The following is a 25,891-nucleotide window of genomic DNA, read 5'->3' on the forward strand; positions in this document are numbered from 1 at the left end:
CAGCGCTCACCGCCACAGGTCGGTGGTCGGCAGATCGGTGAGCATGGCGTGCACATCGTCATCGATGGTGACGACGACCCCGTGTCTACCGAGCTCATCGGCGAGCCGACGCGCGACCGAGGCGGGGGCCCGGTACTCGACCACGGCCCCACCTTCGGGGAAGCGCAGACGCACGTGAACATCGTCGGATGAAATGGGATCGGTCACCGGAATATGCTGCGGAGGTCGGAGAGATGCGTTGGCGGAGTACCCGGCCGGCGGACGACGCCATTGTCGTCGGTGCGGCACGGTGTCCTTCGCGGCGGCGCACCGCGCCGATCTCCGTTCGCTTCCGGTGACCGATCCCGTGTGCAGACGAGGCTGTCCCGAATGAGAATCCGGGTGGTCGCGATGGGTTGTACCTCGCCCTCCTGCGTCACCGGCCCGCCGCATCTGGCTGCACGGCTGGGTGTATGCCGGAACAGTCGGCTCTGCATCACGTAATCGATGGTGGGCGGCCACCTTTGCGGCTACATGTCGAGACTCTTTGCGATCGCATGACGATTCGCAGGTCGGCGATGTCTGGAAAGTCCGGAGTTCGACGTTTCTCCGGCGCGGGAGCGGGTATTCCATGCTCTTGCGGTCCGCCCATCGAGCACGTGATGGAGCGGTTTCGTCCGTGTGACAGTGAGGATGGTTCATGGGTGCGAACCTGATGATTGTCGAGGATGACGACCGGATCCGCGAGGCATTGCGGCTGGCTATGGAGGATGAGGGGTACGAGGTGTCGGAGGCGGGCGGGGCGGAAGTCGCGCTCGCGGCCTTGCGGCGTGGGGGAGCTCCCGACGTCATGATTGTCGATCTGATGCTCGGGGGTATGGACGGTTTCACCTGTATCCGCGAGATTCGCCGCGATCACAATGTGCCGATCATCGTGGTGAGTGCGCGCGACGATACCCATGATGTGGTCGCCGCGTTGGAGGCGGGTGCCGATGATTTCGTCACCAAACCCTTCGAGGTCAAGGAGATCACCGCCCGAATGCGGGCCCTGCGCAGGCGTGCGCGATTGGCCTACGAGCACGATATCCCGCAGGATTCGGGTCGACCGGACATTGTGCTGGACGACGATTCGATACCTCCGCTGGTGCTGTCGCGGGAGAGCGGCATGTTGCGTCGCGGTAACGAGGAGGTGCATCTGACACTGACCGAATTCCGGCTGCTGTGCGAACTGTCGGAGTCCCCGGGACGGGTGCTGAGCCGCGAGATGCTGCTCGAAAGAGTGTGGGATCGAGGCTTCTTCGGCGACCAGCGCATCGTGGATGTGCATATGCGCAGGCTGCGTACCAAGATCGAAAAGGATCCCTCCAGTCCGCGGATCGTGGTGACGGTGCGCGGACTCGGCTACCGGTTCGACGGACGGCGGTGAGCGAGCGGCGAAACCCGAAGTGCCGGTTGGGTCCACAGAGTGTGCGCAGTCGGGTGGTGCTTGCGTTCGCCGTGAGTGCCAGCCTGGTGTCGCTGGTATTGGCGGTATCGGTCTTCACTATCGGTCGTGGCTATATGGACGACCAGCGCGAGCGGTCCGCTGAGCGCCTGGCCGATGCACACGTCGGCGTGCTGCGCACGCATGTCGCGAGATCGGAACAGGTCGGGGAGGAGACACTCGCGGCCATCGAACCGCCCGATGGGACAATTCTGCTCTTGTGGTGGGGAGGTGAGTGGCTCGATAGCGAGACCGCCGTGGCGACCGATGCGCTGGTGCCCGCGGACTTCGCCGAGCCCGCGGCGACGCAGCGGGTGACCATTGCGGGAAAGCCGTACCTGCGCGTCCGAGTCGCGCTGAACGACCAGGGTGACGTCTTCTATGAGTTCACGCCCATCACCGAACTCGACTCGACCCTGCGGATGCTGCGAAATCTATTGGTCGGCTGTGCGATTGTCGCGACCTCGATCGGTGCTCTGCTCGGCGTCTGGGCGAGTCGGCGGGTGCTCAAACCCCTGCACCAGCTCGCCAATACGGCTTCGCTGATCGCCTCGGGGAAGCTCGATACGAGATTGCCGAGCACACTCGATCGCGATTTGGCGGCCACCGTCGACGCCTTCAACACCATGGTCGATTCCCTGCAACAGCGGATCGAACGTGAGCGCCGACTGGTCGGCGATGTCAGCCACGAACTGCGTACCCCGTTGACGACATTGGTCACGGCCGTCGGAATCATGAATAAGCGCGCGCACGAACTGCCGGATCGATCCCGGCGAGCGCTGAAGCTGATCAGCGACGAACTGAATCATCTGCGCCAGATGATCGACGATATGCTGGAATTGGCGCGCGTCGACGCCGGTGTGCATCGTGGCGATGTCGAGCGGCTGTCGGTCGGCGAATTGCTGACCCATACGCTCGCCGCGCGGCAGTACCCGCCGGAACTGCTCACCGTGGTCGACAATGCGATGATTCGCGGACGGCGGCTCGAGCTCGAGCGCACGATCGCAAACCTGCTCGACAATGCCGAACGCCATGCGGGCGGGGCGGTCGCGGTCACCGTTCGCCGTGAAGGTCACGAAGCGGTCGTCATGGTCGACGATGCCGGGCCGGGTGTGCCGGTCATCGACCGCACCCGCATCTTCGAGCGGTTCGCCACGATCCGCGTCGGCCGCGGATCGGCGACCGGCACCGGAATCGGTCTGGCTTTGGTCGCCGAAACGGTTGCGGCACACGGTGGCCGGGTCTACTGCGAGGATCGTGTGGGCGGTGGTGCGCGGTTCATTGTGCGGCTGCCGATCAATGACGGCGTCGATGGGTGAACCTGTCGTCATAAAACCGCAAACTATTGAATCGGTTTAGCTCAAAGTTCATTCGCCAATCTGGGAGGGTTGAGCGGACCGCGGATTCGTCCGCTCAACGGTTGCATGGACTGCGGGTGAGATAGGAGTCAATCGAATGGCCTTGTCCGACAACTTGATCGTTGATCGCTATCCGACCCGAACCGCCGAGCCGGTCGCGCATATCGAGCGGTCCGACGCCACCGTGTGGGGCACGATCGAATCGGACTCGTTGGCGAGCTTCGACGCGGACGGTTTCGCGATGATCGACGCATTGCTGGATCCGACGGAGGTCGCCGATCTCACCGACGAGGTGGTGGGGCTGACCAAGGATCCGGATCTGTGGCTCGACGATCGGCTGATTATCGAGAAGTCCGCGAACCGGGTGCGTTCCATCTTCGAGGTGCACCGGCTCAGCGCCCGGGTCGGCGATCTGGTGCGGGAAAGCCGGATCGTGGGTCTGGCGCGGCAGGTTCTCGGATCCGAGGTGTACATCCACCAGAGTCGGGTGAACTTCATGCCCGGCTTCCAGGGCACGGGCTTCTACTGGCACTCCGATTTCGAGACCTGGCACGCCGAGGACGGTATGCCCGCGCCGCGCGCGGTGAGCCTGTCTATCGCGCTGACCGACAACTACCCCTACAACGGCAGCCTCATGGTCATGCCGGGCTCACACCGCACCTTCGTGCCCTGTCAGGGCGTCACTCCCACCGAGCACTACCGGGAGTCGTTGCGGCAGCAGCAATTCGGTGTGCCCACCGAGGCCGATATCACCGAACTGGCGAACAAACACGGGATCGCCCAGTTCACCGGCCGCGCGGGCTCGGCCCTGCTGTTCGACTCCAATCTCATGCACGGGTCGGCGAACAACATCACCCCGTTCCCGCGGTCCAATATCTTCCTGGTTTTCAACAGTGTGGAGAACACCCTGGTCGAACCGTTCGCGGCGGATGCCCCGCGGCCCACCTATATCGGCAGTCGGGATTTCACTCCGGTCCGGTAGCGCTCCGGTCCGGTAGCTGGGGCCCCGGGGCAGCGGTGGTGTGGCTCACCGGAATCGACGCGCGTGATTGTCGAGGTCAGCTCTGGGGTCGTCGTGCTGTCACCAGGACGGCTGGTGTCTTGTGGGACATCCATTGGGTTTCGATATGGATGAGGGTCGTGGTGGAGAATTCGATGGCCAATCGCGTGGCCGCCTGGCCATGGGTAATGGTGCCGCCGGGCGGTCGCATATAGGCCAGCGCCAGCTGCCCGCCCGGCCGCAGGCGGGCGGCCAGGTCGGTAATGACGGCAATCCCGTCATCCCACAGATGCCAGACGTTGAAACCATAAATCAGGTCGAGGTCCTGGATTTCGGGATCGAGAGCGGCCGCGTCGCCGAGTCGGAGATCGAGGCGTCCGGCCGCGATGAACTGCCGATTGCGGCGGCCGGCCTGGCGCAGCATGACCGGGGAGCTATCGACGGCGACGATATGACCGTCTGGCACCCGTCGGCAGATGTCGCGCAGGGTGACGCCGGGCCCGTAGCCGAGCTCGAGTATTCGCGCGTCGGGCGCGGGCGCGAGTCTGTCGATGGCCCACCGCCCGCGGCTGACATTCTCGGACCGATGCGCCATGATCACCCCGGCGAGAGCTCCAAGGGGCCCGCGCGGGTGCGCGAACTGCATAATGAGCCTGTCGGTGAATGGCACGGCGCTGCTCCTGGAATCGAGGGGGCTACGTCTCTCTCGCCGACCAGGCTTCCCGGCACACCGAACTGAACTCTAGCGTGATTCGGGACCGAACCACGTCATCGCCGACACGATGTTCGGTAACGCTCTCGTATGGTCAGTACCCGACCAAGCCGCAACGATGCGCGATCACCACGAGTTGCGACCGATCGCGGGCCTCGAGTTTGGTCATGATTCGGCTGACATGCGTCCGCGCGGTGGCCGGACTCATATAGAGGTCGGCGGCGATCTCGTCATTGCTGCGCCCGGCTCCGACGTGGGTGAGGACCTCGCGCTCTCGCTCGGTGAGGACATGCAGGCGTTCGGTCGCCTCGTTCGCGCGCAACGAATGACCCGCGGCGGCCCGCATGACCCGGGAGGTGACGCCGGGGGAGAGCAGCGAATCGCCGGCGGCCACGACGCGCACCGCCCGCCGCAGCTCGTCGGGTTCGGTGTCCTTGAGGAGGAATCCGCTGGCACCGACGCGGATCGCCTCGAACACGAACTCGTCATCGTCGTAGGTGGTGAGGACAAGAATGCGCACAGCGGTCAGAGTCGGGTCCGCCACAATGCGCCGGGTGGCCTGCAGCCCGTCGAGGACCGGCATCCGAATATCCATCAGGACCACATCCGGTCGCTCCGCCACGACGACTTCCAGTGCCTGCGCACCGTTTTCGGCTTCGCCGACCACCTCGATATCCTCGACTCGCTCCAAGAGCGACCGGAAGCCGGCACGTACCAGGTGCTGGTCGTCGACCAGTACGACTCTGATCATCAGGCACCCGCCGCGGGCAGGGATGCGGCGACGACGAAGCCGGAGCCCGGGTTCGGGCCCGCCGAGAAGGATCCGCCGAGGAGTGATACTCGCTCTCGCATGCCCTGAATACCGAATCCGCTACCGGCGCGGGCGGATACCGGCGGTTGTGCCCGGCCATTGTCAGCGACCCGCATATCGAGCGAATCGGAGGTGTACCGGATACGAACGGTCGCCTTATCGGCCTTCGCGTGGCGGAGCACATTGGTCAGCGATTCCTGAACGATTCGGTAGGCGGCCGACTCCACGATCGCCGACACCGGCCGGGGCGTGCCCTCTACCTCGAGATCGACCGACAGGCCGACCTCGGCGGTCGCCGTCACCATCTGTTCGAGACCTGCCAGGCAGGCCAGGGGTGCGCGCGGCTGTCCGTCCTCCGAACGCAATGTCCCCAGGGTGGAGCGCAATTCACGCAGGGCCTCTCTACTGCTCTGTTTGATGGTGCCGATCGCCGCTGTGGCCTGCTGAACCGGTTCCGACGGGGCCGCGTCCGCGAGTGCTTCGGCGGCCACGCTCGACTGGATGGAGATGACGGTCAGGGTGTGGGCGATGACGTCGTGCACTTCCCGGGCGATGCGCACCCGTTCGTGTTCCACGCGTCGCCGCGCCTCCTGTTCCTGTTCGGCCAGCATGAGTTCCGCCCGCTGCTGTGCCTCGTATTGCCAGCCACGCCGGGAGCGGACGGTATCGCCGACCGCGATGGTCGCCTTCATCAGAATCAGGGCGGCGAGGAGCTCGTACCACAGCAGATAGGTGGTACCGCTGTCCCAGAGTTGGCGGAGCGTAATGAATGCCGTCAAACCGAAAGCGCTGGCGACGGCCACCCGCAGGTGGCCCGCTTCCGCCGCGGTGAACAGTGCCGCCGCCATCGGCACCGCGATGCCGACGGGCGGGTAGCCGTGCACGTAGTAGGCGGCCAATCCGATACAGGTGAACAGCAGCACCCCCACCGGCCACCGGCGGCGACCCAGCATCGAAATCCCCATGGCGACGGCCAGGATGTAAGAGATGATCTCCGGCCGACCACCACCTCCGTCGGGTCTGGCCAGAATGGTCAGCGCGACGACGGCACCGGTGACGAAGACGCCGAACCCGACATCGATCAGGATGCGACGCAACCGAAGGAGATCTCGGACGGATCCGTCACGCCACGCGAACATGATCTCACCCTACGGTGCCCGATCTCGGTACCGCATCCGTTGCCGAGCGCAGGCGCGGGATGTCGGCGTACTCCCGATTGCGTAGCGAGCCGACAACTTCTGTCCGACGACCCGCACGTCCGCGACCGTAATCCTGGGAACCATGGCCACGACCGGAGGACACATCGACGAGGTAGCCGGGACCGGGGAACCGTCCGACCGGCTGCCCGGACCGCGGGGTTCGGGTTGACAGCATGCCCGGCACCCGCATCCTGAACATAGGCGTACATCCGATAGAGGAGTTCCAGCAGATGTCGGCACCTACCATTGTGAATCGCCGCGACATGGAAGAGTGCGTAGGTATCGGGCTACTCGGTCCGCTCGAGTTGGCGGTGGGATCCGAGCCGGTCCCGGTGGGTGGCACCCGCCTGCGGATACTGCTCACCCGCCTCGCCCTCGACGTCGGTCGGGTGGTGCCCACCGAGGCGCTCGCCGACACCGTATGGCCGACGGCGGGACCGGGCGATCGGACGAATGCGCTGCATTCGCTCATCTCACGTCTACGCCAGGTCCTGCCCGGTGATTGCCTGCGCTCGACGGCCGGTGGCTATGTCCTCGATCTGCCCTCGGATGCGGTGGACGCGAAGCGATTCGAACGTCTGGCGGCCGAGGGTGCGCGGCAGTTGTCGGACGGACGCTACGAGGACGCGCTCGGGCTCCTCGTGCGGGCACAGGCCCTGTGGCGCGGTGAATTGCCCGGCACGCTACCGGATTTCGCACACCAGCGGCTGACGGAACGACGACTGTGCGCGATGGAGGACAGTGCCGCCGCCACCCTCGCCGTCGGCAGGCCCGCTGGTGTCGCCGCCGAGCTGGCGCCGTTGGCCGCCGCGCACCCGTTCCGGGAGCGGTTGCAGGCCCTGTACATTCGGGCCCTGCACGCCGAGGGGCGGCAGGCCGAAGCGCTCACGACCTTCGCGGAGATCCGCGCCGCCTTCGCCGACGAACTCGGTGCCGACCCCGGGCCCGAACTGCGGGCCGCGCATCTGGCGGTGGTCCGCGGGGAATCGTCGGCTCGGACAGTGCGCGGCAATCTGCGCGCCGCCCGCACCCGCTTCATCGGCCGCGAGCCGGAGTTGGGTCGGCTGCGGGCACTGCTGGACAGCGACCGGCTCATTACCCTGACCGGCCCCGGCGGAGTCGGTAAAACGCGGCTGGCCGCGGCGGCCGTGGTCGGCGATGGGGCGTGGCTGGTCGAATTGGCGGCCGTGCACGGTCCGGGCGAGGTGGTGCGCGCCGCGACCACTGCGCTCGGGATCGGTTCGGCCGGTCTGCTCGAGCCGCCGCGCGATCCGATAGAACGCCTGGCGGAAACTCTGGGCGGTACCGAAACCGTGCTGGTACTGGACAACTGCGAGCATGTGCTCGACGAGGCCACCGCGGTGGTCGATGAGCTGCTCGGCCGGTGCCCGGCACTGCGGATCATCGCCACCAGCCGTGAGCCGCTCGGTCTGGCCGGTGAGCGGGTCTGCGCGGTGCCGCCACTGCCACTGGCGGCCGCGGTGCGACTGTTCGCCGATCGGGCCGCCGCGGCCCGGCCCGGCTTCCGGCTCGACGAGGAGACGTCGGCCCTGGTCGAGAATATGTGCTCGAGACTGGATCGGCTGCCACTGGCCATTGAGCTGGCGGCCGGGCGGGTCGGCTCGATTCCACTGCGGGAGTTGAATACTCGACTCGAGCCCGGATTCGGGCTATTGGCGCGGCCGGACCGGGCGGCGCAGCCACGGCACCGGACACTGCGCGCGGTGGTCGAGTGGAGTTGGGATCTGCTGGATTGCGAGGAGCAGGCCATCGCCCGCCGCCTGGCGGTCTTCCACGGCGCTGTCGACGTGGACAGTGCCGCGGCGGTGACGGGGGCGACCGTGGATCGGCTGGCGGCACTGGCGGACAAATCACTGTTGCAGTTCGACGGGGAGCGCTATTTGATGCTCGTCACCGTGCGTGATTTCGCGCTCGAAAAGCTCTCCGACGCAGCGGAACTCACGGAGACCCAGAGGGCGCACGCGACGTGCTTCCAGGAACTTGCCGAACGTGCCGAACCGCGGTTGCGTGGGCCCGGTCAGCTGCCCTGGCTGCGGCGGCTGGATGGCGAGCGGGATAATTTCTCGGCCGCGCTGCGCTACGCCCATGCCGTCGGCGACGCGGAGGCCGCCGTCCGACTGTGTGCGGCGCTCGGGACGTACTGGCTGATCAGGGGCGATCGGCAGGCCATGATGGACGGCCCACGCCTGGCGTTGGAAATACCGGGGGCCGCGCCGTCCGACGCCCGCGCGGCCACCACGGCGCTGAGCCTGCTCGCGGCCGGGATCTGGTCCGGTATCGATATCGCCGACGCCGCCGCCGAGGCGCTCGCGGCGGCGGAGCATCCGCTGGTTGCCCTGATCGAGCCCTGCCTCGCCGCCGCTCGTCAAGGCGCCGAGTCGGGTCTGGCCGTGCTCGATCGACGGGCACCGCACCCCGATGGCTGGACCGACGCCATGCTGCGATTGCTGCGTGCGGCACTGTGCGGCGAGATGGGCGACCTCGACGGGCAGCGGTCGCATGTGCGGGCCGCCATTGCCGGATTCCGGTCGGTCGATGATCGCGCCGGACTCTCGTGGGCGCTCACCATCCGGGCCGACCTGCGGGCCGGCGCGGGCGAATTCGATTCCGCCATCCACGATCTCAACGAAGTCATTGCCCTGTCGCGGGAACTCGACCCCGGTGACAAGGCGGTGCTGGAGCAGGCCCGGATCGCGGAACTGCGCGGCACCATGGGTGATATCGGCAGGGCCAGAGCCGATTTGGAAGAATTACTGGCCAGCGTGGGAGCCGCGTCCGGCAGCGACTATCTCGCCTTCGCTCAACTCGCTCTCGCCGAACTGGCGCGCCGCGACGGCGATCCGAATGAGGCGGATCTGCGGTTGGGGCTGGCTGCCGCCGGATTCGCGGGTATGCCCTGCATCGAACCGCTCTACCGGGTTCGGTTGGCTTGTGCCCGAGCAGATCTCGCCATGGACATCGGTGATCTCGGCACGGTCCGTGACGAGCTCGCCGCTGCCTTCGAAGTAGCTGTGACAGCATCGGGCACCTCGCTCGGCGCGGTTGTCGCCGCCCGCCTGGCGCGCTGGTGTGCCCTGACCGCCGATCCGACCGGCGCGGTCGAACTCATTGCCATCGCGCACACCATCCACGGCGCGCTCGACGCCCGCGATCTCGACCTAGCCGGACTGACGCACACCCTGCGTGACACCCTCGGCGATCAGCGCTACACCGCTGCCTACACGCGTGGGCGCGATCGCGATACCGCCATGGGCGCCGTCGCGATCGCGCTCGGAACTACCGAACGAACTCCAGCACCGCCAGGACCACCACTGCCAGCACCGCCAGCGTCACACCTACCTTGAATGTCATCGATCTCTCGGCGAACCAGCGCCGAAACGCGCTGTACTTCCGCTCGATCCAGGATTGCGCGCGTGTCGCCCAGGCGAATTCCAGCGCGAGCAGGCGCAGGCTCAACAGCACCGCGGGCACCCCGAATTCCGGAATCAGCAGCAATGGCACGCCGACGATGCCCAGGAGCGCACCGGCCAGAGCGACGGGTATCCGAACGATCAGCGACCGTCGCCGATGCCGTTCACGGCGTGCGACGACCCGCTGCGCGGTTGCCTCGTTCGGTTCGGTGTCCAGCGGTGTCATCGGCAAGTCCTTCCTGTGTAGATCCAGCCGCCGACCGGCAGGTGTACGGCACCGTCGGTTTCGAAGGGGCGCAATGCCTCGACGAGCGCCGTTCGCGCCCGCGCCAGTGCGCCCTCATCGATGTCGGTGAGGAAGGCGCGCAGCTGGGCTCGGAACAGAAAATCGGTGGCGTCCAAAGCATCTCGTCCCAGCGCGGTCCGGTAGGTGATGGGATAGGCGCGCACCGCGACGAAGCCCGCCGCATCGAGTACGTCCGAAACCTGCTCTGGGTCGGAGAAGGCCACGACGCCGGGTGCCCGCTCGGCCAGATCCGGGAGCGGGAGGTGTTCGGCCAGCGTGGCGAGGACGGGATTCGCGTCATGGTCCATATCCCGATGACACAGGAATGCCAGCCTGCCACCGGGTACGAGGGCCTTGCCGATATTGCCGAAGGCGGCGACCGGATCGTCGAAGAACATCACCCCCGCCCGGCTGATCGCCACCTCGAATCCTGATGAAGGAAACGGAAATACCTGCGCATCGCCCTGTTCGAAGGTGATACTGCCGATCTGCTCCTCGGCCGCTGTGCGTCGAGCACGGACCAGCATCGGCTCCGACAGGTCGATACCGACGGCGTGGCCGCGCTGGGCCAGCCGGGCCGCCAATCGCGTGGTCTGCCCCGTCCCGCAACCGATATCGAGTACCCGGTCCTCGGAACCGATCTCGGCCGCCTCGAAGAGGTGCGTATTGGACGGTTCCGCCATGGCGTCATAGCGTTCATGCCACTGTGCCCAGTGGATTCCGTCGTCGCCGTTCCAGACCCGATCCTGTTCGACATTGACCGTATTCATGCCGTCGACGATCCACACCGGACCTGTCATATCGCGCACACGAACCTGTCGGCGCTCCCGCGCCGGGCGCACCGGGAAGTGTCAGCGGGTGGAATCGCCCTCGCCCACGCCGACCTGGGTGCCGACATCATCGGCGATCGCTGCGGCCAGCACCGCCGCCATCAGCCCCGGGAACCGTACATCGAGATCCTCGCGCCGCAGCATCACGAAGCACCGGGTGCCCTCCTGCCGAGTGCGGGTGATGCCCGCGTCGCGCAGCACCCGAAGGTGATGACTCAGTGTGGATTTCGCCACCGGCGCCCGTAGCTCGCCCCATCCGCGCTCGCGACCATCGGCCAGTACGCGCACCAATCCCACGCGGATCGGGTCGCTGAGTGCCGCGGTCACCTCGGTCAACACCATTTCGCCCGGTTTCGGGTGCCGCGCCTGCTTCATAGTGACCATCCTAGTATGTTCGATGTTCTACGAACGTCGAACAAGGAGTTGGTATGGCTACACCGGTACGCGATCACTTCACCGGCAAGGTTGTCATCGTCACCGGCGCGGGTTCGGGTATCGGCCGCGCGACCGCGCACGCCTTCGCGCACGCCGGAGCCCATGTCCTAGGAGTCGGACGCCGCCGCGACGCACTGAATGCCACGGCCGCAGCGCATCCCGCCATCGCCACCCACTCCGCCGATCTGCGTGACCCGCGTGTGCCGCAGGCCATCATCGACACCGCGACCGACCGTTGGGGCCGCGTCGACGTGTTGGTCAACAATGCCGGTGCAACCCGGGTGATGCCGCTGTCCGACACCACCGCCGAGGGCATCGCGGACCTGTTCGCCCTGAACGTGACCGCACCGAGCCTGCTCGCCCACGCCGCTCTACCCCACCTCCGCCACACCACCGGCTCGATCATCAACATCTCCAGCACCTACGGCCACCGCCCCCTCCCCGGCGCCGCCCACTACGCCGCGTCCAAAGCCGCCCTCGAGCAGTTGACCCGCAGCTGGGCCGTAGAACTCGCCGCCGACGGCATCCGAGTCAACGCGCTGGCTCCCGGCCCCACCGAAAGCGAAGCCCTGAGCGCCGCCGGACTTCCCACCTCCATGGTCGACCAGATCAAAGAACAAGAGACCAACCGCATTCCGCTCGGTCGCCGCGGCGAGCCCGAAGAAATCGCCCCCTGGATCCTGCGCCTCGCCGATCCCGCCACCACCTGGCTCACCGGCCAAGTCCTCACGCTCGATGGCGGCCTCGAACTAACCTGATCGCCCCAGAGGAAGGACTGAGCGAGCGTCTCGTAACAAGTGTGCCAGGCGGGGATCGTTGAGCGTCCAGGCGTGCTCGGCCCCGGAACTCCGCGAACAAACCGGACAGGATGCCGAGGTGCGTGAGTATGTTGCTGGTTCGACCTTGCCAGCGACCTCGCTGCCCGGGCTGACGCAGTTCAACGCCACAACCCGTCCTTCGACGCTCCATGAGCGGGTGGCCGGAAGTACCGCACGTCTCGTGGCCTATCGGCCGACGGGCCTACCGGCCTGACCGACCGGGGAGTTGCGCTGCGCTCTAAAGCATGCCCGAATGACGGGGGAGCTGCGCTGCGCTGCGGGCCTCTGGTCAGGCGTTCAGGTGCTCAGGTGCTTCGGCGTCCACCCCTACAGGCGGCCAGGGCGCTGGCGGGCTGATCTGGTAGGCCGTGCACCCCATCGTCGATATCGCGCAACTACCCGTTGATATGGCGTTGGGCACCAAGGACTTCCAGTGCCGCGGTACGCGCCGCATCGGGATCCGACGTGGACAGGACGGCTGCGGCGGCGCGGCGGCAGTCGTCGCGGGTGACCGTGGCGAGGGTTGCGCCCACGGTGGCTACCGCCGGTGCGGCGGCGGATAGGGACGTGATGCCGAATCCGGTGAGTACGCAAGCCAATAGCGGGTCGGCGGCGGCCTCGCCGCAGACGCCTACCGGTTTGTCGAGTGCGCGTCCGGCTGCGGCCACCCGGGCGACCAGGTGCAGTACCGCGGGCTGCCATGGGTCTGTGAGCGCGGCCAGGTCGGGCGACATGCGGTCGGCGGCCATGGTGTATTGCGCCAGGTCATTGGTGCCGAGGGAGACGAAGTCGACGTGGTCGAGGATGGATTCGGCGAGTAGGGCGGCGGCGGGGACTTCGATCATCGCGCCGGGGATCAGGCCGCGCAGGCGGCAGGCGGCGGCGAATGATTTCGCCTCCGCCGCAGTGGAAATCATGGGTGCCATGACCCATGGTGGGGTGTCGCGGCCGGAGGCGGCGGAGACGATGGCGTCGAGTTGGCGATCGAGGATTCCGCTGTCGCGGGCGGCGATGCGGATACCGCGGACACCGAGGGCGGGGTTGGCCTCTTCGGGGTGGGCGGCGAAGCGCAGCGGTTTGTCGGAACCGGCATCGAGGGTGCGGATCACGACCTTCGTACTCGGGTAGGCGTCGAGGGCCTCGCGGTAGATGGCCGCCTGTTCGTCGATGCTCGGCTCGGATTCGCGGTCCAGGAAACACAATTCGGTGCGGAACAAGCCAATGCCCGCGGCGGGGGTGTGGCGCGCCGCGCGGGCGCTCGCGCCATCCTGCACATTGGCCAGCAGTTCGACGCGATGCCCGTCGGCGGTGGCCCCGGGGCCGGACCAGGCGGCGGCGCGCGCGGCGGCGGCACGATGTCCGGCGGCCGCACCCGCGGCGACCTCGGGGTCCGGGTCGACCACGATACGGCCCGACGCACCGTCGAGGAGGACATCGACCCCGGCGGGCACATCGTCGAGTCCGGTGACCGCGACAACGCAGGGAATGCCCAGCTGCCGGGCGATAATAGCGGTGTGACTGGTCGGCCCGCCCAGTGAAGTGGCCAGTCCGACAATGAGATTCGGATCGAGCCCGGCGGTATCGGCGGGGGCGAGGTCGGTGGCGAGCAGAATCGACGGCCGGTCGGGCAGTGCGATGCCGGGTTCGGGCGCCCCGGCCAATTCGGCCACCACCCGATCGCGGATATCGCGCAGATCCGTCACGCGTTCGGCCATCATGCCGCCGAGCCGGGTGAATACCACGGCGAACTCATCGAAGGCCGTGTCGGCCGCCGTGGCGGCGGGGGTTCCGGTCGCGATGAGTCGCTCCGCCGACTCGAGCCAGCCGCGGTCGACGGCCATGGCCGCAGTAGCCGCCAGCACCTCCGACGCCGCACCGGTGGCCGTGGCCGCGCGTTCTCGCAAGCGCTGAGCCACCACCTCGGCGGCCCGGCGAAGAGTATCGGCCTCCGATGCCCGATCGGACTCCGGAATGACCGTCGATGGGGTGGCGATCCGAACGCGCGGCACCGGCCGAATCGTCACCGCCGCGACCACCCCGGCCACCGCCGGTATACCGGTGAGCACTACGGATCCGGCATTCTCCTGCAGTGATAGGGACACGGGACTTCTCCTTCACGCCGTCTTCGTGCGAAACGCGATCGGCCGCCCGACCGGTGCGCTGTTATCCAGGCTACGACATATCCTTGACAAAACAACACATACAGGCATAAAACAACATAAAGCAACATCGATTCTGGAGGTTGGAATGTACGCCGAGGAGCGGCAGCGGGCCATCGCCGCACTGGTCGGGCAACGCGGTCGCGTCTCGGTCGCCGACCTGTCCGAGCAATACGGCGTCACCACCGAGACCGTGCGACGTGACCTCGCGGTACTCGACCGCATGGGGCTCGTCCGCCGGGTCCACGGCGGTGCGGTACCGGCCGCGGCGCTCACCGCCATCGAGTTGGGCACCGGCGAGCGCGAACACAGCCGCGCGGCCGAGAAGGACCGAATCGCGAAGGCGGCCTTGGAATTCCTGCCCCGCGCCGGTGGCAGCGTGCTGTTCGACGCGGGTACCACCACCGCACGGCTCGCCGCGCATCTACCCGCTGACCAGGATCTCGTCGCGGTGACCAATTCGGTGCCGATCGCGGCCCGCCTATCCGGCTATGCCGCGGTGCGGTTGCAATTGCTCGGCGGCCGGGTACGCGGTATCACCCAGGCAGCGGTCGGTCCGGAAACTCTGCGCATGCTCGGCGAACTGCGGGTCGACGTGGCCTTTATCGGTACCAACGCGCTCACCGTCGGGCACGGACTGTCCACACCGGATCCCGATGAGGCCGCGGTCAAACGCGCCATGGTCGCCGCCGCCCACCATGTCGTGGTCGTCGCCGACTCCACCAAGGTCGGCCGCGAGGATTTCGTGCGCTTCGCCTCGGTCAACGACTTCGATGTGCTGATCACCGATACGGAAGTGCCGCCGTCGGTGCGAAATGAACTATCCGAGTACGGCATCGAGGTGGTGACGACGTGATCGTAACTCTCACGGCCAATCCGAGCGTGGACCGCACCGTCACCCTCGCCGAACCATTGCGACGCGGGGGAGTGCAGCGCGCACTGGCCGCTACCACGCAGGCCGGTGGCAAGGGCGTCAATGTATCCCGCGTAGTTGCCGCGGCGGGTGTCGCGACGGTGGCGATACTGCCCGGCAGCGCGGGCGATCCGGTGTCGCGCGCATTGTCGGAGGCGGGGATCGACCATCGCATAGCGCCGGGTGGCGGTCCCATCCGGACCAACTACGCCATTACCGAAATCGACGGCACCACCACCAAGGTCAACGAACCGGGCGCACCCCTCGATGCCGAACGGCTGTGGGCACTGACCGAACTGCTCACCGAATTGTCCACCACCGCGACGTGGCTCGTACTGTCCGGCTCGCTGCCACCCGGTGTGCCCGCCGACTGGTATGTCGAACTGCTCCGGCGCCTGCGCGGCCCCCGGATCGCGGTCGATACCTCGGACGCGCCGCTCGCGGCCCTTGCCCGACAGGTGGATTCGGCCGCACCGGCGCTCATCAAACCGAACAGCGACGAACTGGCCCAGCTCACCGGAGCCGACGTCGAACGGCTGCACGATCCGGTCGAGGCGGTCCGCGCCGCCGGGCAGCTTGTCGACCGCGGCGTCGGCGCCGTCCTCGCGACCCTCGGTGCGGCGGGCGCGGTACTGGTCACCGCGGAGGGGGCGTGGCACGCGACCGCGCCGGATATCACCCCGTGCAGCACCGTCGGCGCGGGCGATTCCGCGCTCGCCGGTTACCTACTCGCCGATCTCGACGGCGACGCTCCGGCCGATCGCCTGCGCCGTGCCGTCGCCTACGGCACCGCCGCCGTCACCCTGCCCGGCACCGGCCTGCCCGGTCCCGGACATATCGATCTCGATGCCGTGTCCGTCACGGCCCTGAACTCCCTGCCCCGCCGCTGAAGGACACCGCGATGGCCGCTCCGATCATCACCGCCGAACTGATCACCCTCGATGCCGATCTCGGCACCACCAAGCGGGATGTGATCGCCGCCCTGGCCGAGCGCCTGGCCGCCGCGGGCCGCGCGGGCGACGCCGTCGCCCTGCGTGATGCGGCGCTCGCCCGCGAAAGCCAGTCCGCCACCGGGCTTCCGGGTGGGATCGCCATTCCGCACTGCAAGTCGGCGGCGGTCACCAGCGCCTCGCTCGGCTTCGCGAGGCTGAACCCCAAGGTCGATTTCGGCGCTCCGGACGGGCCCGCCGACCTGGTCTTCCTCATCGCCGCACCGGAGGGCGGCGGGGCCGAGCACATGAAGGTGCTGTCGACGCTCGCGCGGTCGCTGGTGCGGCCGGAATTCGTCGCGGCGCTGCGCGGGGCCGCCACGACCGAGGAGGTTCTGGCGCTCATCGACGGCGTGCTGACCCCGCAGAGCACTGAATCGCCGCGGCCCGATCCGAGTATCAGCGCGGCTTCCCCCGCCGCCGGATCTACTGGACCGCAACCCGATTCCGGGCCGACGCGATCTCCCGGAACCGCCGCGCCATCGGCCGAAACCAAGGATCGGCCGCAGCCCCGCGGCATTGTGGCCGTCACGGCCTGCCCGACCGGAATCGCGCACACCTACATGGCGGCGGACTCCCTCGTCGCGGCCGGGGAACGCGCCGGAATCACCGTGCATGTCGAAACCCAGGGCTCATCCGGCAGCACCGCGCTGGATCCCGAAATCATCGCCACCGCGAGCGCGGTCGTCTTCGCCACCGATGTCGGGGTGCGAGGCCGCGAGCGCTTCGCCGGAAAACCGGTGGTCGAATCCGGTGTCAAACGCGCGATCAATGAACCGGATGTCATGATCGGCGAGGCCCTGCGCGCCGCCGCCGACCCCGCCGCATCCCGTGTCTCCGGTTCACCCGGCGAGACATCCTCCGCCGCATCATCATCCGGTTCGCTCGGCTGGGGCACCAGACTGCGCCAGATCCTGCTCACCGGCGTGAGCTACATGATCCCGTTCGTCGCGGCGGGTGGCCTGCTCATCGCGCTCGGCTTCCTCTTCGGCGGCTACGAGATCGCCGACAATGCCAAGACGATCGTGCTGGACAATTCGCTCACCGCACTGCCCGACGGCGGTCTTTCGACCTATATCGGCGCTGTGCTATTCCAGCTGGGGTCACTGGCGTTCAGCTTCCTCGTCCCCGCGCTCGCCGGGTACATCGCCTACGCCATTGCCGACCGGCCCGGTCTCGCACCGGGATTCACCGCCGGAGCCGTGGCCGTCTTCGTGGGCGCGGGCTTCCTCGGCGGCCTCGTCGGCGGCCTGATCGCCGGATTCGCGGCCCTGTGGATCTCGAAACTCGCTGTCCCGCAGTGGGCGCGCGGCCTCATGCCGGTGGTGGTCATCCCACTGTTCGCCTCGCTCACGGTGGGCATGCTCATGTTCATTGTCCTGGGCAAACCACTCGCGGCCGTCACCAATGGGCTCACCGACTGGCTCAATGGTCTGTCCGGCACCTCGGTGATCGTCCTCGGCGTCATCCTGGGCCTGATGATGTGCTTCGATCTCGGTGGCCCGGTCAACAAGGCGGCCTATTCTTTTGCCGCCGCCGGTCTCAGTGTCAATGATCCGGCGTCGCTGCGCATTATGGCCGCGGTCATGGCCGCCGGTATGGTGCCGCCGCTGGCCATGGCCCTCGCCACCGTTCTTCGCCCGCGCCTGTTCACCATGGCCGAGCGTGAGAACGGCAAGGCCGCATGGCTACTCGGCGCATCCTTCATCTCCGAAGGTGCGATTCCCTTCGCCGCCGCCGACCCGCTGCGCGTCATCCCCGCCATGATGGCGGGCGGCGCGGTCACCGGCGCCCTCGTCATGGCCGGTGGCACCACCCTCAGCGCACCGCACGGTGGCATCTTCGTCTTCTTCGCCATCGGCCATATCGGCTGGTTCCTTCTCGCCCTGCTCGCGGGCACCCTCACCGCGGCGGCATGCGTCACGGCGGCGAAGACAATCGGTCGTACCGCCGCCCCCACTCCCGCCGTCCCCGTCACCGTATAAACCTCTCGCGAACAAGGAGATTCACCATGCCTCAGGTCACCGTCATCGTCGGCTCCGCCGAAGGTCTGCATGCCCGCCCCGCCGCCATCATCGTGGAGGCCGTGCAGGCCGCCGGTTTCCCCGTCACCATCGCGGTATCTGGCGGTGTCCCCGTCAACGCAGGGTCGGCCCTCATGCTCATGACCCTCGGAGCCGCCAAGGGCACCGAGGTCATTGTCAGCTGCGACGACCAACCCACCCTCGACAAGATCGCGGAACTCGTCGCCAACGACCTCGACGCCTGACACCCGGTCTTTCCCGCGTGCCCATGGCCAGCCCGTACCGGTCGGCACGGTCATCGAAATCGCGAACTATTGGGACTGAGACGGCGGGCGGCGCATACTGCAACGGTGGCCCAGCCAGAAGATCCTGTGACCGATGAGCTCGACGGTGTCGAGCAGGTGGTGGGCGCCGGGGTGCCCGAAAGCGTCGGTGCGTTTCGGTTCTGGTTCGCCGACCAACGCTGGGAATGGTCCGACGCGGTCGCCGCGCTCTACGGCTATTCGCCGGGAGAGGTGCGGCCGACGACGGAATTACTGCTGTCACACCAGCATCCGGAGGACCGTGGCCGGGTCGAGGCGGAACTCGTCGCCTCCGTGCGTGACCACGCGCCCTTCTCCAGCCGCCACCGCATCACCGGCCGTGAGGGGCACACCCATCACGTCATCGTGGTGTCGCAGCCCCTGACCGACGATGCGGGCGAGGTTATCGGCACCGAGGGCTACTTCATCGATGTCACCGACGCCCTGGACGGTCAATGCCAACGGGCGCTCGACGAGATCGTGCCGTCGCTGGTCGAGCATCGCGCGGTGATCGAGCAGGCCAAGGGCATGCTCATGCTGGTGTACGGGGTCTCCGCCGACCAGGCGTTCCGGGTGCTGACCTGGCGGTCACAGGAAACCCAGATCAAGGTGCGTGAGCTGGCGGTCCGGCTGGTCGACCGCATGCGCGAGATTGCCCCGGCCGTCTCCAGCGGCACCCGCGCCCGCTTCGATCAATTGCTGCTCAATCTGCATCGCTGAGCTCGTCGAAGCACCGCCACACCCGTCCGGTCGTATTCTGTGATTGTGACCAGGCGGTCGGTGACATTGGTGGTCTGCGGTGTGCTGCTGGCGGCGGGCGGCGCGAGCACACGGCCGTTCAGCGCGGCGGCGGCGACCTGGGTGCTGGTCACCGTCGTCGTGATATCGGTGTTGGCGATTCGGCGGAACCCGACGAGGTCACCCGGCACGCCCCGGGTGCGGCGGGGTCTGGCCCTCTGGTCGCCGCTACTACTCGCATTCGCCGCCTGGGAAGCGTATGCCTATGTACGGCAACCGGATTGGATGCATCCGAGCGATGAACACCCGACCCTGTCGACGCTGCTGGATCCTGGGCTCGAGCAGTTGCCGCTGCGCTTCGTGGGCTGGCTGATCTGGCTGGGCGTCGGCTGGTGGCTGGTGTCGAGATGAGCGAGCGCACGGTAATCATTGCCGGATTCGTGGTGCTGCTGGCTGCCGCACTCGGCGCGCTGGTGTTCGCGCGGCTGCGCCGTGAGACGGTCGCGTCGTTGGCGGAGACGATCACCTACGTGATCGGAATTCGAACGGTGCGGATTGTCGCTGTGCTCGGGTGGGCCTGGCTCGGCTGGCACTTCCTGGTGCGATAGGAGACGACCGGACACCCCCGGTAGGTCGAGAACCTACCGGAGGCAGCGGGCTCAACGGCTGGATGTCGCTCGCCGATAGTGGGTTTCCATGAACTGGCTCCAGGCCCCGTCCTCGCCGAGCACCTGTGACCGCATCACCCAGTGGTCGTCGTCGACGAACTCGATAATGTCTTGATACCGGGCCGTCTTGTTCTCGTCGGTCATGGACGGCCCGGCGGCGTCGAGGGTCAAAACCCTACCGCCGCCGTCGCGCACCCCCTCGTACACGTACATGTTCGGCATCATCGAGCCGATCCAGGTGCCGATGAATTTCTCGCGCTTCGGGTCGTAGCCGAGGGTGAGACTCCAGGTCGAGGGAGCCCCCTCCGGTGGCGGGCCAAACCCCTCCGAACGGACCCAGAAATCGCCGAGCGATGTGAACCGCTCCGTGCCGGTGGCCTGCTTCGGCGGATTGCCCGGCCCCATATCCATCCGGCCTTCGAATGTCCAGTCACCGAGGAGCTTATGTAGCCACTCGTGTTCGACCTGCGGCTTGGCTTCTTTCATATCGTCCTCACAAGAGTCAAAGTTGTCGGATGCCTTACCGACCCCCATCTTTCACCTCCCGCCCGGCCTGCCGTGCGGGAATCTCACGATGATCTCCACTTTCCGATCCACCCGGTCCGGCATTCGAAGATGTTGCAGCCGTTGACAGGATCGCGACAACGCTGCGACGATCGATTGATCTGCCCTGGAATATCTGATCCGGGCGGGGGGAATCGTAATTGTCTGAGGGGGAACGATGGCCTTCAACCGTTCCATCGATATCGGGATCGTCGGCGCGATTCATTCCGTACTGCTGCTGGTGATCTTCGGACGGATGCTGATCGGGCTACGGACACGTCCGCCGGCACGTGTGGAATCGGCCGTCACCACGGCGCCCCGCGCCGACGCGGCGGTCGCGTCGGCGATCATCGCGATGGTGGTCTACTACGCGGTCTTCACCGCGTGGGTTGTCCGCCCGAGTCTCGCCGGTCCTCTCATTATCGATCCGGCGCCTTGGTCCGCGATCTCGGGGATCGTGCTCGCGGTGGCGTCGATAGCGCTGATTGTGTGGACATTCATGGTCTTCGGATCCTGGCGGTTGCGAGCCGAGATCGACTCGGATCATGAACTGATGACCGGTGGGCCGTTCACCTTGATTCGCCATCCGATCTACACCGGCGTTATCGGCACCTTCGCGAGCACCCTATTGGTCGTTCCGAGGGTCGGATTCATCGTCGCGGTCCTGCTTATCGTGGTGGCACACGATTGGCGAGCGCGAACTGAGGAGGGCGTGCTACGAACGGCGTTCGGCGACCGGTATTCGATCTACATCGGACACACCAAACGATTCTTCCCCGTGATCTATTGACCGATCCCGACGTCGACGACCACGCCGTAGTGGTCACTCGGCCACACCGCATTGGTGGGATGGTCGAAAGCTAGGGTGGCGGAACGAATCTCGCAGCCGTTTCCCCGGCCTGCGCGACAGCGGCGATCCTCGAGGTGACGTGCGGATGCGTCAGGCGTGCTCGGATGTCCGTACGCCACAGCTCATGACGGCGAACCGTCAGGGCGCGTCCAGCACGCTCGCGGGGACGCCGTAGGGCAAAAACCGCACGCGGCGACGCTCGTCGGTATTGTCGCGGTGCGCGCGCAAGGCCTCGATCTCACTCGGGAAGACCTGGTCGACCCTGGCTCCGCCGTCCTCCTCGATGGTGTAGATCGCCCACACCCCGCTACCGGTCTCACCGGTGGTCTCGCCTTCGGGCTGCGTGGCGTGCGGGCGTTCCGGCTGCACGAACTGACCGAGCAGCGATGCCAGTGCATTGGCGCTCGTGCCGCGGTCGATGTACTCCCCGGCCTTACCGATCAGGTTCTGCAGTTCGATCCCCGCCTCGCGCAGCGCGCGTTCGAATTCCTCCGGATCGATCCCGAAAGGCCCGTTGGTTGCCATCTCATGTGCTCCTGGGGACGAAGTGGGCGCTACGCCCTCAGTGTCCTCGCCCAATCGCGACTTCGCCACGTCGACTTCGGCGGCAGAGATTCCCCCACTCGCGCGATCTTGCGGCTCTCAACTGCGGAAGTGGTCGTATGCCCGTGACGGCGTGAGGTTTTCGCGGATTGGGACTGTTCGCGTCGCCGCAACGGCTATGGCGGCCGGGTACTTGCGCTGGTATCGATCTCGACCCGGCCCGGCGGCGTCGTCGTCTTCGACTCGCAGCGCGCTCGATCGCAGATAGCGGTCTCCGCTGCCGTTATGCTGGCGGAATCGACTCACCGCAGAGTTCCGGGGAATTCGTCGCCGACGACGCTGTCGCCGATGGCCGGGATCTTGCCCAGGCGGACGCGGCAGGTGCCGAGACCGCGGGCGGCGAGCGGGCCGCATGGCTGTCCTTCACCGGCTGTCTGATCGCGGTATTCATGCAGATGATCGATGGCACGATCGTGATTACCGCGCTGCCCAGTATCAGCGCGGACCTGGCGGCATCGCGGCAGGCGCAGTTGCTGGTGGTATCGGGTTATGCGCTGGCTTTCGCGTGCACACTGCTCACCGCGGCCAGAATCGGTGAGCTGGTGGGGCGGCGCACCATGTTCCTGGCCTCGGTGGTGGCCTTCACGGTCGCCTCGGTGTGGTGCGGGATGTCGGGCAGCGCGGTCGAACTCGTCACCGCGCGGGTGCTGCAGGGCATTGCCGCCGCCGGCATGGCGGCGCAGACCATTGCCATTGCCACCGCCAGTTTTCCGCGCCGCCGACACCCGCAGGTTTTCGCCATCTACGGCGCCATGGCCGGGTTCGCCGGAATGCTGGGGCCGATTCTCGGCGGAGCGCTGGTCACGGCCGATCTTTTCGGGCTCGGCTGGCATGCGATCTTCCTGATCAATCTGCCGCTCGGGTTGATCGCGTTCGCGCTGGTGCTGCGCTATCTGCGGCTGGGCCGTCCGGCGCAGCGAGAACGGCTGGATCTCGGCGGGGTGGCGCTGTCCACCGTGAGTCTGTTCGTCCTGCTCTACGCTCTCACCGATATCCAGCAGAATGGCTGGCGGCCAGGGGCTCTGGCATTGATCGGCGTCGCCGTCGGCGGTGCGGCGGCGTTCTGCGCCCAGCAGCGTCGGAAGGCACGCGACGGCAGTGGTGCGCTGGTGCGGTTCGACCTGTTCGCCGACCGCCGTTTCGCCATCGGCTCCGTGCTGGTGACCGTATTCTTCGGCCTGTTCACCGCTTTCGTATTCGCGATCTCGGTCACCCTGCAGGACGAACTGGGGTTCTCGCCCTGGCGTACCGGGCTGATGATGACGCCCTTCGCGGTCGGCGTCTGTGCGGGTGCGCTCCTCTCGCCGATACTGGTGCGGCGCTGGGGAGTTCGCACCCTGACGGCGGGTATCACCACCTACGGCGTCTGGGTGGCGATCGGGGCCGGTTATCTATATCTGACCGACGGTGTCGTATCCACCGCCCTGGTCATCGGGCCGGTCTTCCTGGCGGGGTCGAGCGTTGGAATGTTCTTCGTACCACTGCAACCGATCATGCTCTCCGGCCTGAGGCAGCGGCAGATGGACGCGGCGTCGGGCCTGCTCCCGACCATCGAGCAGATCGGAAACGCGCTGGGGCTGGCGCTGCTGAGTGCGGTGTTCTTCCGCGCGCACACCCTGGGAGGCAGTGTCACCATGTTCGCGGCGATCGCGGCGGTGGCGATCGCCATGGGTGTGCTCACGTTAGCGCTGCCCGAATCGGCGGAGCGGCGATGAAGACGAACAAACCAGAACTGGTTCGCGAGATGTTTGCCGGAAATATCAGCGGGTAGTTGCCGCTGTGTAGCTGGTTCTGCTCATCGGGACCGGCCGGGCATCCGCAATCGCGCGATCGTCCCATTGTTCGCACCGAGCGGTCGTATCGCGCGAGATGTCGTTCCACATCCGCTTCAGCAAATACCGAAGTATCGAGGAGGAATCCTGACCGGACTACTCGACGAGATCATCGGTAATGCCGTGTACGACCGCAGTGGCGACAAGATCGGCAAGGTCAAGCAGATCTATATCGACAACACCTCCGGCTCGCCGACCTGGGCCGCGGTATCGACCGGCTTCTTCCACGACGACTCCCTTGTCCCGCTGGTCGGCGCCCAACACGCCGCCGGGTCCGACGCGCTGAAACTGCAGGTCGACAAGGACGAGGTGAAATCCGCCCCGCACATCACGCTGGACCACGACATCAGCGTCGACGAGGAAGAGCAGCTGTTCACCCACTATCGCGTCGACCCGCGCCGAGCCGGATGGGACGCCTTCGTCGAAACCACCGGCCAGCAGGGTCGCGGCGAGCGGGCGATGACGACCGATGAGGAGATGATCCGCTCGGCGGAACATCTCGAGGTGAACAGGGAGCGCACCACGAGCGGTAAGGCGCGGCTGCGCAAGTACGCGGTCACCGAGGAGCAGACCATCACGGTGCCGACCACGCACGAGGAGGTCCGCATCGAACGCGAACCGATCACCGACCCCGACATGGTCGGGCGTGCCGATATCGGTGAGGAGGAACGCGAGGTGACACTGCGCGAGGACCACCTGACGCTCGGCAAGGAATCCGTGCCGGTCGAGCGGGTCCGCCTGGCCGTCGACGAGGTCGAGGACACTCAGACCATGTCGGGCACCGTGCGCAAGGAACGCTTCGAAACCGAAGGTATCGAGGAGGACCCCGAGGGCAAACGGTAGTCGCGTCCTCCCGGCAGGCGTCCACCGGCAGTCTCAACTCCCGGTGGACGCCGTCGTTGTCCGACCCCGACTGTCGTTGGCCGAACCCGACTACGGCTCTAGACGCCGAGGGCGGCGGCGAACACTGGCCACGAATCGTGCAGATCGTCCTGCCAGTACGGCCACGCGTGGGTGCCGTCGCGGTGCACCACGTGGGCCGGAATACCGAGTGCGGCCAGCCGGTCGGTGAGGGAGGCGGTGCACGCCCGCACGATCGATTCCATGGTGCCGCCCACGGCCATCCGATCGGCCAGCCGACCGACATCACCGCCGATCGACGGGTCGGTGAGGGTGTCGTGGATTCCCGCCGCACCGTTGCCGGCCGAGATATACAGGGCCGTGCCGCGCAGCCGGTCGGCATTGAGGATCGGATCGTGTGCCGCCCAGGCCGGATTGTCCGACGCGCCCCACATATTGCCCGCGTTCGCGCCGAAGAACCCCAGCTGGGAATGCACGTAGGCGCGGGCCAGCGGGTCGCTGGTGCGCGGGCATCCGCTGTAGGAGCCCACCGCCTGATACAGGTGGGGTGCCTCGATCGCGAGATTGAGTGCGGAGGTCGCCGACATCGAGGTGCCGGCAATGGCATTGCGGCCGGTCATACCGAAATGGTTTTCCAGTAGCGGCGGCAGCTCGGCGGTCAGGAAGGTGGACCACCGGTTCCGGCCGAGCGCCGGATCGTCGGCCACCCAGTCGCTGTAGTAGGAGGCGCGGCCACCGATCGGCTGGATGACATTGACCGGCTTATCGGCGAAGAACTGCGCGACATCGGTGCGATTGGTCCATGGACCGCCCGTTTCGCCGCCGTCGACCGCATTGAGCAGATACAGCGCGGGTGCGGGCCCACCCGGATGCGATACCCACACCGGAAAAGCCCGGTTCATCGCCGCCGAGTAGACGACCACCTCGAACTGGCGACCACCGAGTGGGCGCACCTCGACAATCGCGGAACCGCCGGGCTCCGCGGTCGCCGGGGCAGGCAACAGCACAGTGAATGCGGCGATCAGGACGATCAGGCAGCGTGGCAACCGGTGCATGAGTGGAGTATC

General features: G+C 67.0%; 26 protein-coding genes. 15 read left to right on the forward strand and 11 right to left on the reverse strand.

Going from position 1 to position 25,891, the window contains the following annotated elements:
• Positions 1-6: 6 nt before the first annotated feature.
• Positions 7-207, reverse strand: coding sequence for a hypothetical protein (locus NU1_RS13255; protein ID WP_067521006.1), 201 nt, complete (start codon positions 205-207; stop codon positions 7-9).
• A 472-nt stretch (positions 208-679) separates the two neighbouring features.
• On the opposite strand from NU1_RS13255, the gene NU1_RS13260 reads away from it, so the two are divergent.
• From NU1_RS13260 to thpD, 3 genes are all read left to right on the forward strand, one after another.
• Entirely contained in the window at positions 680-1,405 is a 726-nt protein-coding gene (locus NU1_RS13260) for a response regulator transcription factor (protein WP_067521009.1), read from the forward strand.
• Between the two features lie 71 nt (positions 1,406-1,476).
• Positions 1,477-2,781, forward strand: coding sequence for a sensor histidine kinase (locus NU1_RS13265; RefSeq protein WP_245720102.1), 1,305 nt, complete (start codon positions 1,477-1,479; stop codon positions 2,779-2,781).
• A 136-nt stretch (positions 2,782-2,917) separates the two neighbouring features.
• Positions 2,918-3,802 carry an ectoine hydroxylase gene (thpD, locus tag NU1_RS13270; RefSeq protein ID WP_067521012.1) on the forward strand — a complete coding sequence of 295 codons (885 nt, stop codon included), beginning with the start codon at positions 2,918-2,920 and terminating at the stop codon, positions 3,800-3,802.
• 76 nt (positions 3,803-3,878) lie between these two features.
• Here the strand turns inward: thpD and NU1_RS13275 are convergent, their stop codons facing one another.
• The 3 genes from NU1_RS13275 to NU1_RS13285 form a co-directional block, all read right to left on the reverse strand.
• Positions 3,879-4,490, reverse strand: a complete 612-nt coding sequence (locus tag NU1_RS13275; protein WP_067521015.1) for a class I SAM-dependent methyltransferase — start codon at positions 4,488-4,490, stop codon at positions 3,879-3,881.
• Between the two features lie 136 nt (positions 4,491-4,626).
• Entirely contained in the window at positions 4,627-5,286 is a 660-nt protein-coding gene (locus NU1_RS13280; RefSeq protein WP_245720117.1) for a response regulator transcription factor, read from the reverse strand.
• Positions 5,283-6,482: a sensor histidine kinase gene (locus NU1_RS13285; protein ID WP_067521020.1), complete on the reverse strand. Its 1,200-nt coding sequence runs from the start codon at positions 6,480-6,482 to the stop codon at positions 5,283-5,285. Before NU1_RS13285 ends, NU1_RS13280 begins: the two co-directional genes overlap by 4 nt.
• Positions 6,483-6,772: 290 nt before the next feature.
• On the opposite strand from NU1_RS13285, the gene NU1_RS13290 reads away from it, so the two are divergent.
• Positions 6,773-9,907, forward strand: a complete 3,135-nt coding sequence (locus NU1_RS13290) for an AfsR/SARP family transcriptional regulator (protein ID WP_067521023.1) — start codon at positions 6,773-6,775, stop codon at positions 9,905-9,907.
• On the opposite strand, the gene NU1_RS13295 is transcribed toward NU1_RS13290, so the two are convergent.
• The 3 genes from NU1_RS13295 to NU1_RS13305 are packed head-to-tail and all read right to left on the reverse strand — an operon-like array spanning position 9,840 to position 11,464.
• Entirely contained in the window at positions 9,840-10,199 is a 360-nt protein-coding gene (locus NU1_RS13295) for a PGPGW domain-containing protein (RefSeq protein ID WP_067521025.1), read from the reverse strand. The genes NU1_RS13290 and NU1_RS13295 overlap by 68 nt on opposite strands.
• Positions 10,196-11,059: a class I SAM-dependent methyltransferase gene (locus tag NU1_RS13300; RefSeq protein WP_212761552.1), complete on the reverse strand. Its 864-nt coding sequence runs from the start codon at positions 11,057-11,059 to the stop codon at positions 10,196-10,198. The genes NU1_RS13295 and NU1_RS13300 overlap by 4 nt, the downstream gene beginning before the upstream one ends.
• Positions 11,060-11,110: 51 nt before the next feature.
• Positions 11,111-11,464 carry an ArsR/SmtB family transcription factor gene (locus NU1_RS13305; RefSeq protein WP_212761553.1) on the reverse strand — a complete coding sequence of 118 codons (354 nt, stop codon included), beginning with the start codon at positions 11,462-11,464 and terminating at the stop codon, positions 11,111-11,113.
• Positions 11,465-11,517: 53 nt separating this feature from the next.
• Here NU1_RS13305 and NU1_RS13310 point away from each other — a divergent pair, with 53 nt between their 5' ends.
• Entirely contained in the window at positions 11,518-12,282 is a 765-nt protein-coding gene (locus NU1_RS13310; protein ID WP_067521029.1) for an SDR family NAD(P)-dependent oxidoreductase, read from the forward strand.
• Positions 12,283-12,737: 455 nt separating this feature from the next.
• On the opposite strand, the gene NU1_RS13315 is transcribed toward NU1_RS13310, so the two are convergent.
• Positions 12,738-14,444 carry a putative PEP-binding protein gene (locus NU1_RS13315; protein WP_067521031.1) on the reverse strand — a complete coding sequence of 569 codons (1,707 nt, stop codon included), beginning with the start codon at positions 14,442-14,444 and terminating at the stop codon, positions 12,738-12,740.
• 145 nt (positions 14,445-14,589) lie between these two features.
• Here NU1_RS13315 and NU1_RS13320 point away from each other — a divergent pair, with 145 nt between their 5' ends.
• The 7 genes from NU1_RS13320 to NU1_RS13350 all read left to right on the forward strand — a co-directional run bounded on the left by NU1_RS13320 (position 14,590) and on the right by NU1_RS13350 (position 20,075).
• Positions 14,590-15,357 carry a DeoR/GlpR family DNA-binding transcription regulator gene (locus NU1_RS13320; protein WP_067521033.1) on the forward strand — a complete coding sequence of 256 codons (768 nt, stop codon included), beginning with the start codon at positions 14,590-14,592 and terminating at the stop codon, positions 15,355-15,357.
• A complete protein-coding gene (locus NU1_RS13325; protein WP_067521036.1) occupies positions 15,354-16,304 on the forward strand; it encodes a 1-phosphofructokinase family hexose kinase in 951 nt (316 codons plus the stop codon). The genes NU1_RS13320 and NU1_RS13325 overlap by 4 nt, the downstream gene beginning before the upstream one ends.
• A gap of 11 nt (positions 16,305-16,315) precedes the next feature.
• Entirely contained in the window at positions 16,316-18,388 is a 2,073-nt protein-coding gene (locus NU1_RS13330) for a PTS fructose transporter subunit IIABC (protein ID WP_067521039.1), read from the forward strand.
• Positions 18,389-18,414: 26 nt separating this feature from the next.
• The gene (locus NU1_RS13335; RefSeq protein ID WP_067521041.1) at positions 18,415-18,672 is read left to right on the forward strand and encodes an HPr family phosphocarrier protein; all 258 of its coding nucleotides are present in this window, start codon (positions 18,415-18,417) and stop codon (positions 18,670-18,672) included.
• Positions 18,673-18,777: 105 nt separating this feature from the next.
• Positions 18,778-19,449 (forward strand): PAS and ANTAR domain-containing protein, encoded by a 672-nt coding sequence (locus tag NU1_RS13340; RefSeq protein ID WP_084521306.1) that lies wholly within the window; start codon positions 18,778-18,780, stop codon positions 19,447-19,449.
• A 45-nt stretch (positions 19,450-19,494) separates the two neighbouring features.
• Positions 19,495-19,878: a hypothetical protein gene (locus NU1_RS13345; protein WP_157552184.1), complete on the forward strand. Its 384-nt coding sequence runs from the start codon at positions 19,495-19,497 to the stop codon at positions 19,876-19,878.
• On the forward strand, positions 19,875-20,075 hold the full coding sequence (locus NU1_RS13350) for a DUF6186 family protein (RefSeq protein ID WP_067521051.1): 201 nt from the start codon (positions 19,875-19,877) through the stop codon (positions 20,073-20,075). The genes NU1_RS13345 and NU1_RS13350 overlap by 4 nt, the downstream gene beginning before the upstream one ends.
• A gap of 51 nt (positions 20,076-20,126) precedes the next feature.
• Here NU1_RS13350 and NU1_RS13355 read toward each other — a convergent pair whose 3' ends face one another.
• On the reverse strand, positions 20,127-20,621 hold the full coding sequence (locus tag NU1_RS13355; RefSeq protein WP_067521054.1) for a DUF1579 domain-containing protein: 495 nt from the start codon (positions 20,619-20,621) through the stop codon (positions 20,127-20,129).
• 235 nt (positions 20,622-20,856) lie between these two features.
• On the opposite strand from NU1_RS13355, the gene NU1_RS13360 reads away from it, so the two are divergent.
• Positions 20,857-21,468 (forward strand): methyltransferase family protein, encoded by a 612-nt coding sequence (locus NU1_RS13360; protein ID WP_067521056.1) that lies wholly within the window; start codon positions 20,857-20,859, stop codon positions 21,466-21,468.
• A gap of 198 nt (positions 21,469-21,666) precedes the next feature.
• Here the strand turns inward: NU1_RS13360 and NU1_RS13365 are convergent, their stop codons facing one another.
• On the reverse strand, positions 21,667-22,053 hold the full coding sequence (locus tag NU1_RS13365; protein WP_067521058.1) for an Rv0313 family protein: 387 nt from the start codon (positions 22,051-22,053) through the stop codon (positions 21,667-21,669).
• Positions 22,054-22,220: 167 nt separating this feature from the next.
• Between NU1_RS13365 and NU1_RS13370 the strand changes: the two genes are divergently transcribed.
• Both NU1_RS13370 and NU1_RS13375 read left to right on the forward strand, forming a co-directional pair.
• Positions 22,221-23,846 carry an MFS transporter gene (locus NU1_RS13370; protein WP_245720103.1) on the forward strand — a complete coding sequence of 542 codons (1,626 nt, stop codon included), beginning with the start codon at positions 22,221-22,223 and terminating at the stop codon, positions 23,844-23,846.
• 123 nt (positions 23,847-23,969) lie between these two features.
• Entirely contained in the window at positions 23,970-24,806 is an 837-nt protein-coding gene (locus tag NU1_RS13375) for a PRC and DUF2382 domain-containing protein (RefSeq protein ID WP_245720104.1), read from the forward strand.
• A gap of 98 nt (positions 24,807-24,904) precedes the next feature.
• Here the strand turns inward: NU1_RS13375 and NU1_RS13380 are convergent, their stop codons facing one another.
• Positions 24,905-25,879: an alpha/beta hydrolase gene (locus NU1_RS13380; RefSeq protein WP_067521061.1), complete on the reverse strand. Its 975-nt coding sequence runs from the start codon at positions 25,877-25,879 to the stop codon at positions 24,905-24,907.
• Between the last annotated feature and the right edge of the window lie 12 nt (positions 25,880-25,891).

Origin of the sequence: Nocardia uniformis NBRC 13702, assembly GCF_001613345.1 — a bacterium.
Taxonomy (GTDB): domain Bacteria; phylum Actinomycetota; class Actinomycetes; order Mycobacteriales; family Mycobacteriaceae; genus Nocardia; species Nocardia uniformis.

Excerpts from the sequence above, each read along its gene's own strand:
- NU1_RS13260 (WP_067521009.1), top strand. The coding sequence starts at position 680 with ATGGGTGCGAACCTGATGATTGTCGAGGATGACGACCGGATCCGCGAG.
- thpD (WP_067521012.1), top strand. The coding sequence starts at position 2,918 with ATGGCCTTGTCCGACAACTTGATCGTTGATCGCTATCCGACCCGAACC.
- NU1_RS13285 (WP_067521020.1), bottom strand. The coding sequence starts at position 6,482 with ATGTTCGCGTGGCGTGACGGATCCGTCCGAGATCTCCTTCGGTTGCGT.
- NU1_RS13290 (WP_067521023.1), top strand. The coding sequence starts at position 6,773 with ATGTCGGCACCTACCATTGTGAATCGCCGCGACATGGAAGAGTGCGTA.
- NU1_RS13295 (WP_067521025.1), bottom strand. The coding sequence starts at position 10,199 with ATGACACCGCTGGACACCGAACCGAACGAGGCAACCGCGCAGCGGGTC.
- NU1_RS13300 (WP_212761552.1), bottom strand. The coding sequence starts at position 11,059 with ATGACAGGTCCGGTGTGGATCGTCGACGGCATGAATACGGTCAATGTC.
- NU1_RS13305 (WP_212761553.1), bottom strand. The coding sequence starts at position 11,464 with ATGAAGCAGGCGCGGCACCCGAAACCGGGCGAAATGGTGTTGACCGAG.
- NU1_RS13310 (WP_067521029.1), top strand. The coding sequence starts at position 11,518 with ATGGCTACACCGGTACGCGATCACTTCACCGGCAAGGTTGTCATCGTC.
- NU1_RS13320 (WP_067521033.1), top strand. The coding sequence starts at position 14,590 with ATGTACGCCGAGGAGCGGCAGCGGGCCATCGCCGCACTGGTCGGGCAA.
- NU1_RS13330 (WP_067521039.1), top strand. The coding sequence starts at position 16,316 with ATGGCCGCTCCGATCATCACCGCCGAACTGATCACCCTCGATGCCGAT.
- NU1_RS13335 (WP_067521041.1), top strand. The coding sequence starts at position 18,415 with ATGCCTCAGGTCACCGTCATCGTCGGCTCCGCCGAAGGTCTGCATGCC.
- NU1_RS13350 (WP_067521051.1), top strand. The coding sequence starts at position 19,875 with ATGAGCGAGCGCACGGTAATCATTGCCGGATTCGTGGTGCTGCTGGCT.
- NU1_RS13355 (WP_067521054.1), bottom strand. The coding sequence starts at position 20,621 with ATGAAAGAAGCCAAGCCGCAGGTCGAACACGAGTGGCTACATAAGCTC.
- NU1_RS13360 (WP_067521056.1), top strand. The coding sequence starts at position 20,857 with ATGGCCTTCAACCGTTCCATCGATATCGGGATCGTCGGCGCGATTCAT.
- NU1_RS13365 (WP_067521058.1), bottom strand. The coding sequence starts at position 22,053 with ATGGCAACCAACGGGCCTTTCGGGATCGATCCGGAGGAATTCGAACGC.
- NU1_RS13380 (WP_067521061.1), bottom strand. The coding sequence starts at position 25,879 with ATGCACCGGTTGCCACGCTGCCTGATCGTCCTGATCGCCGCATTCACT.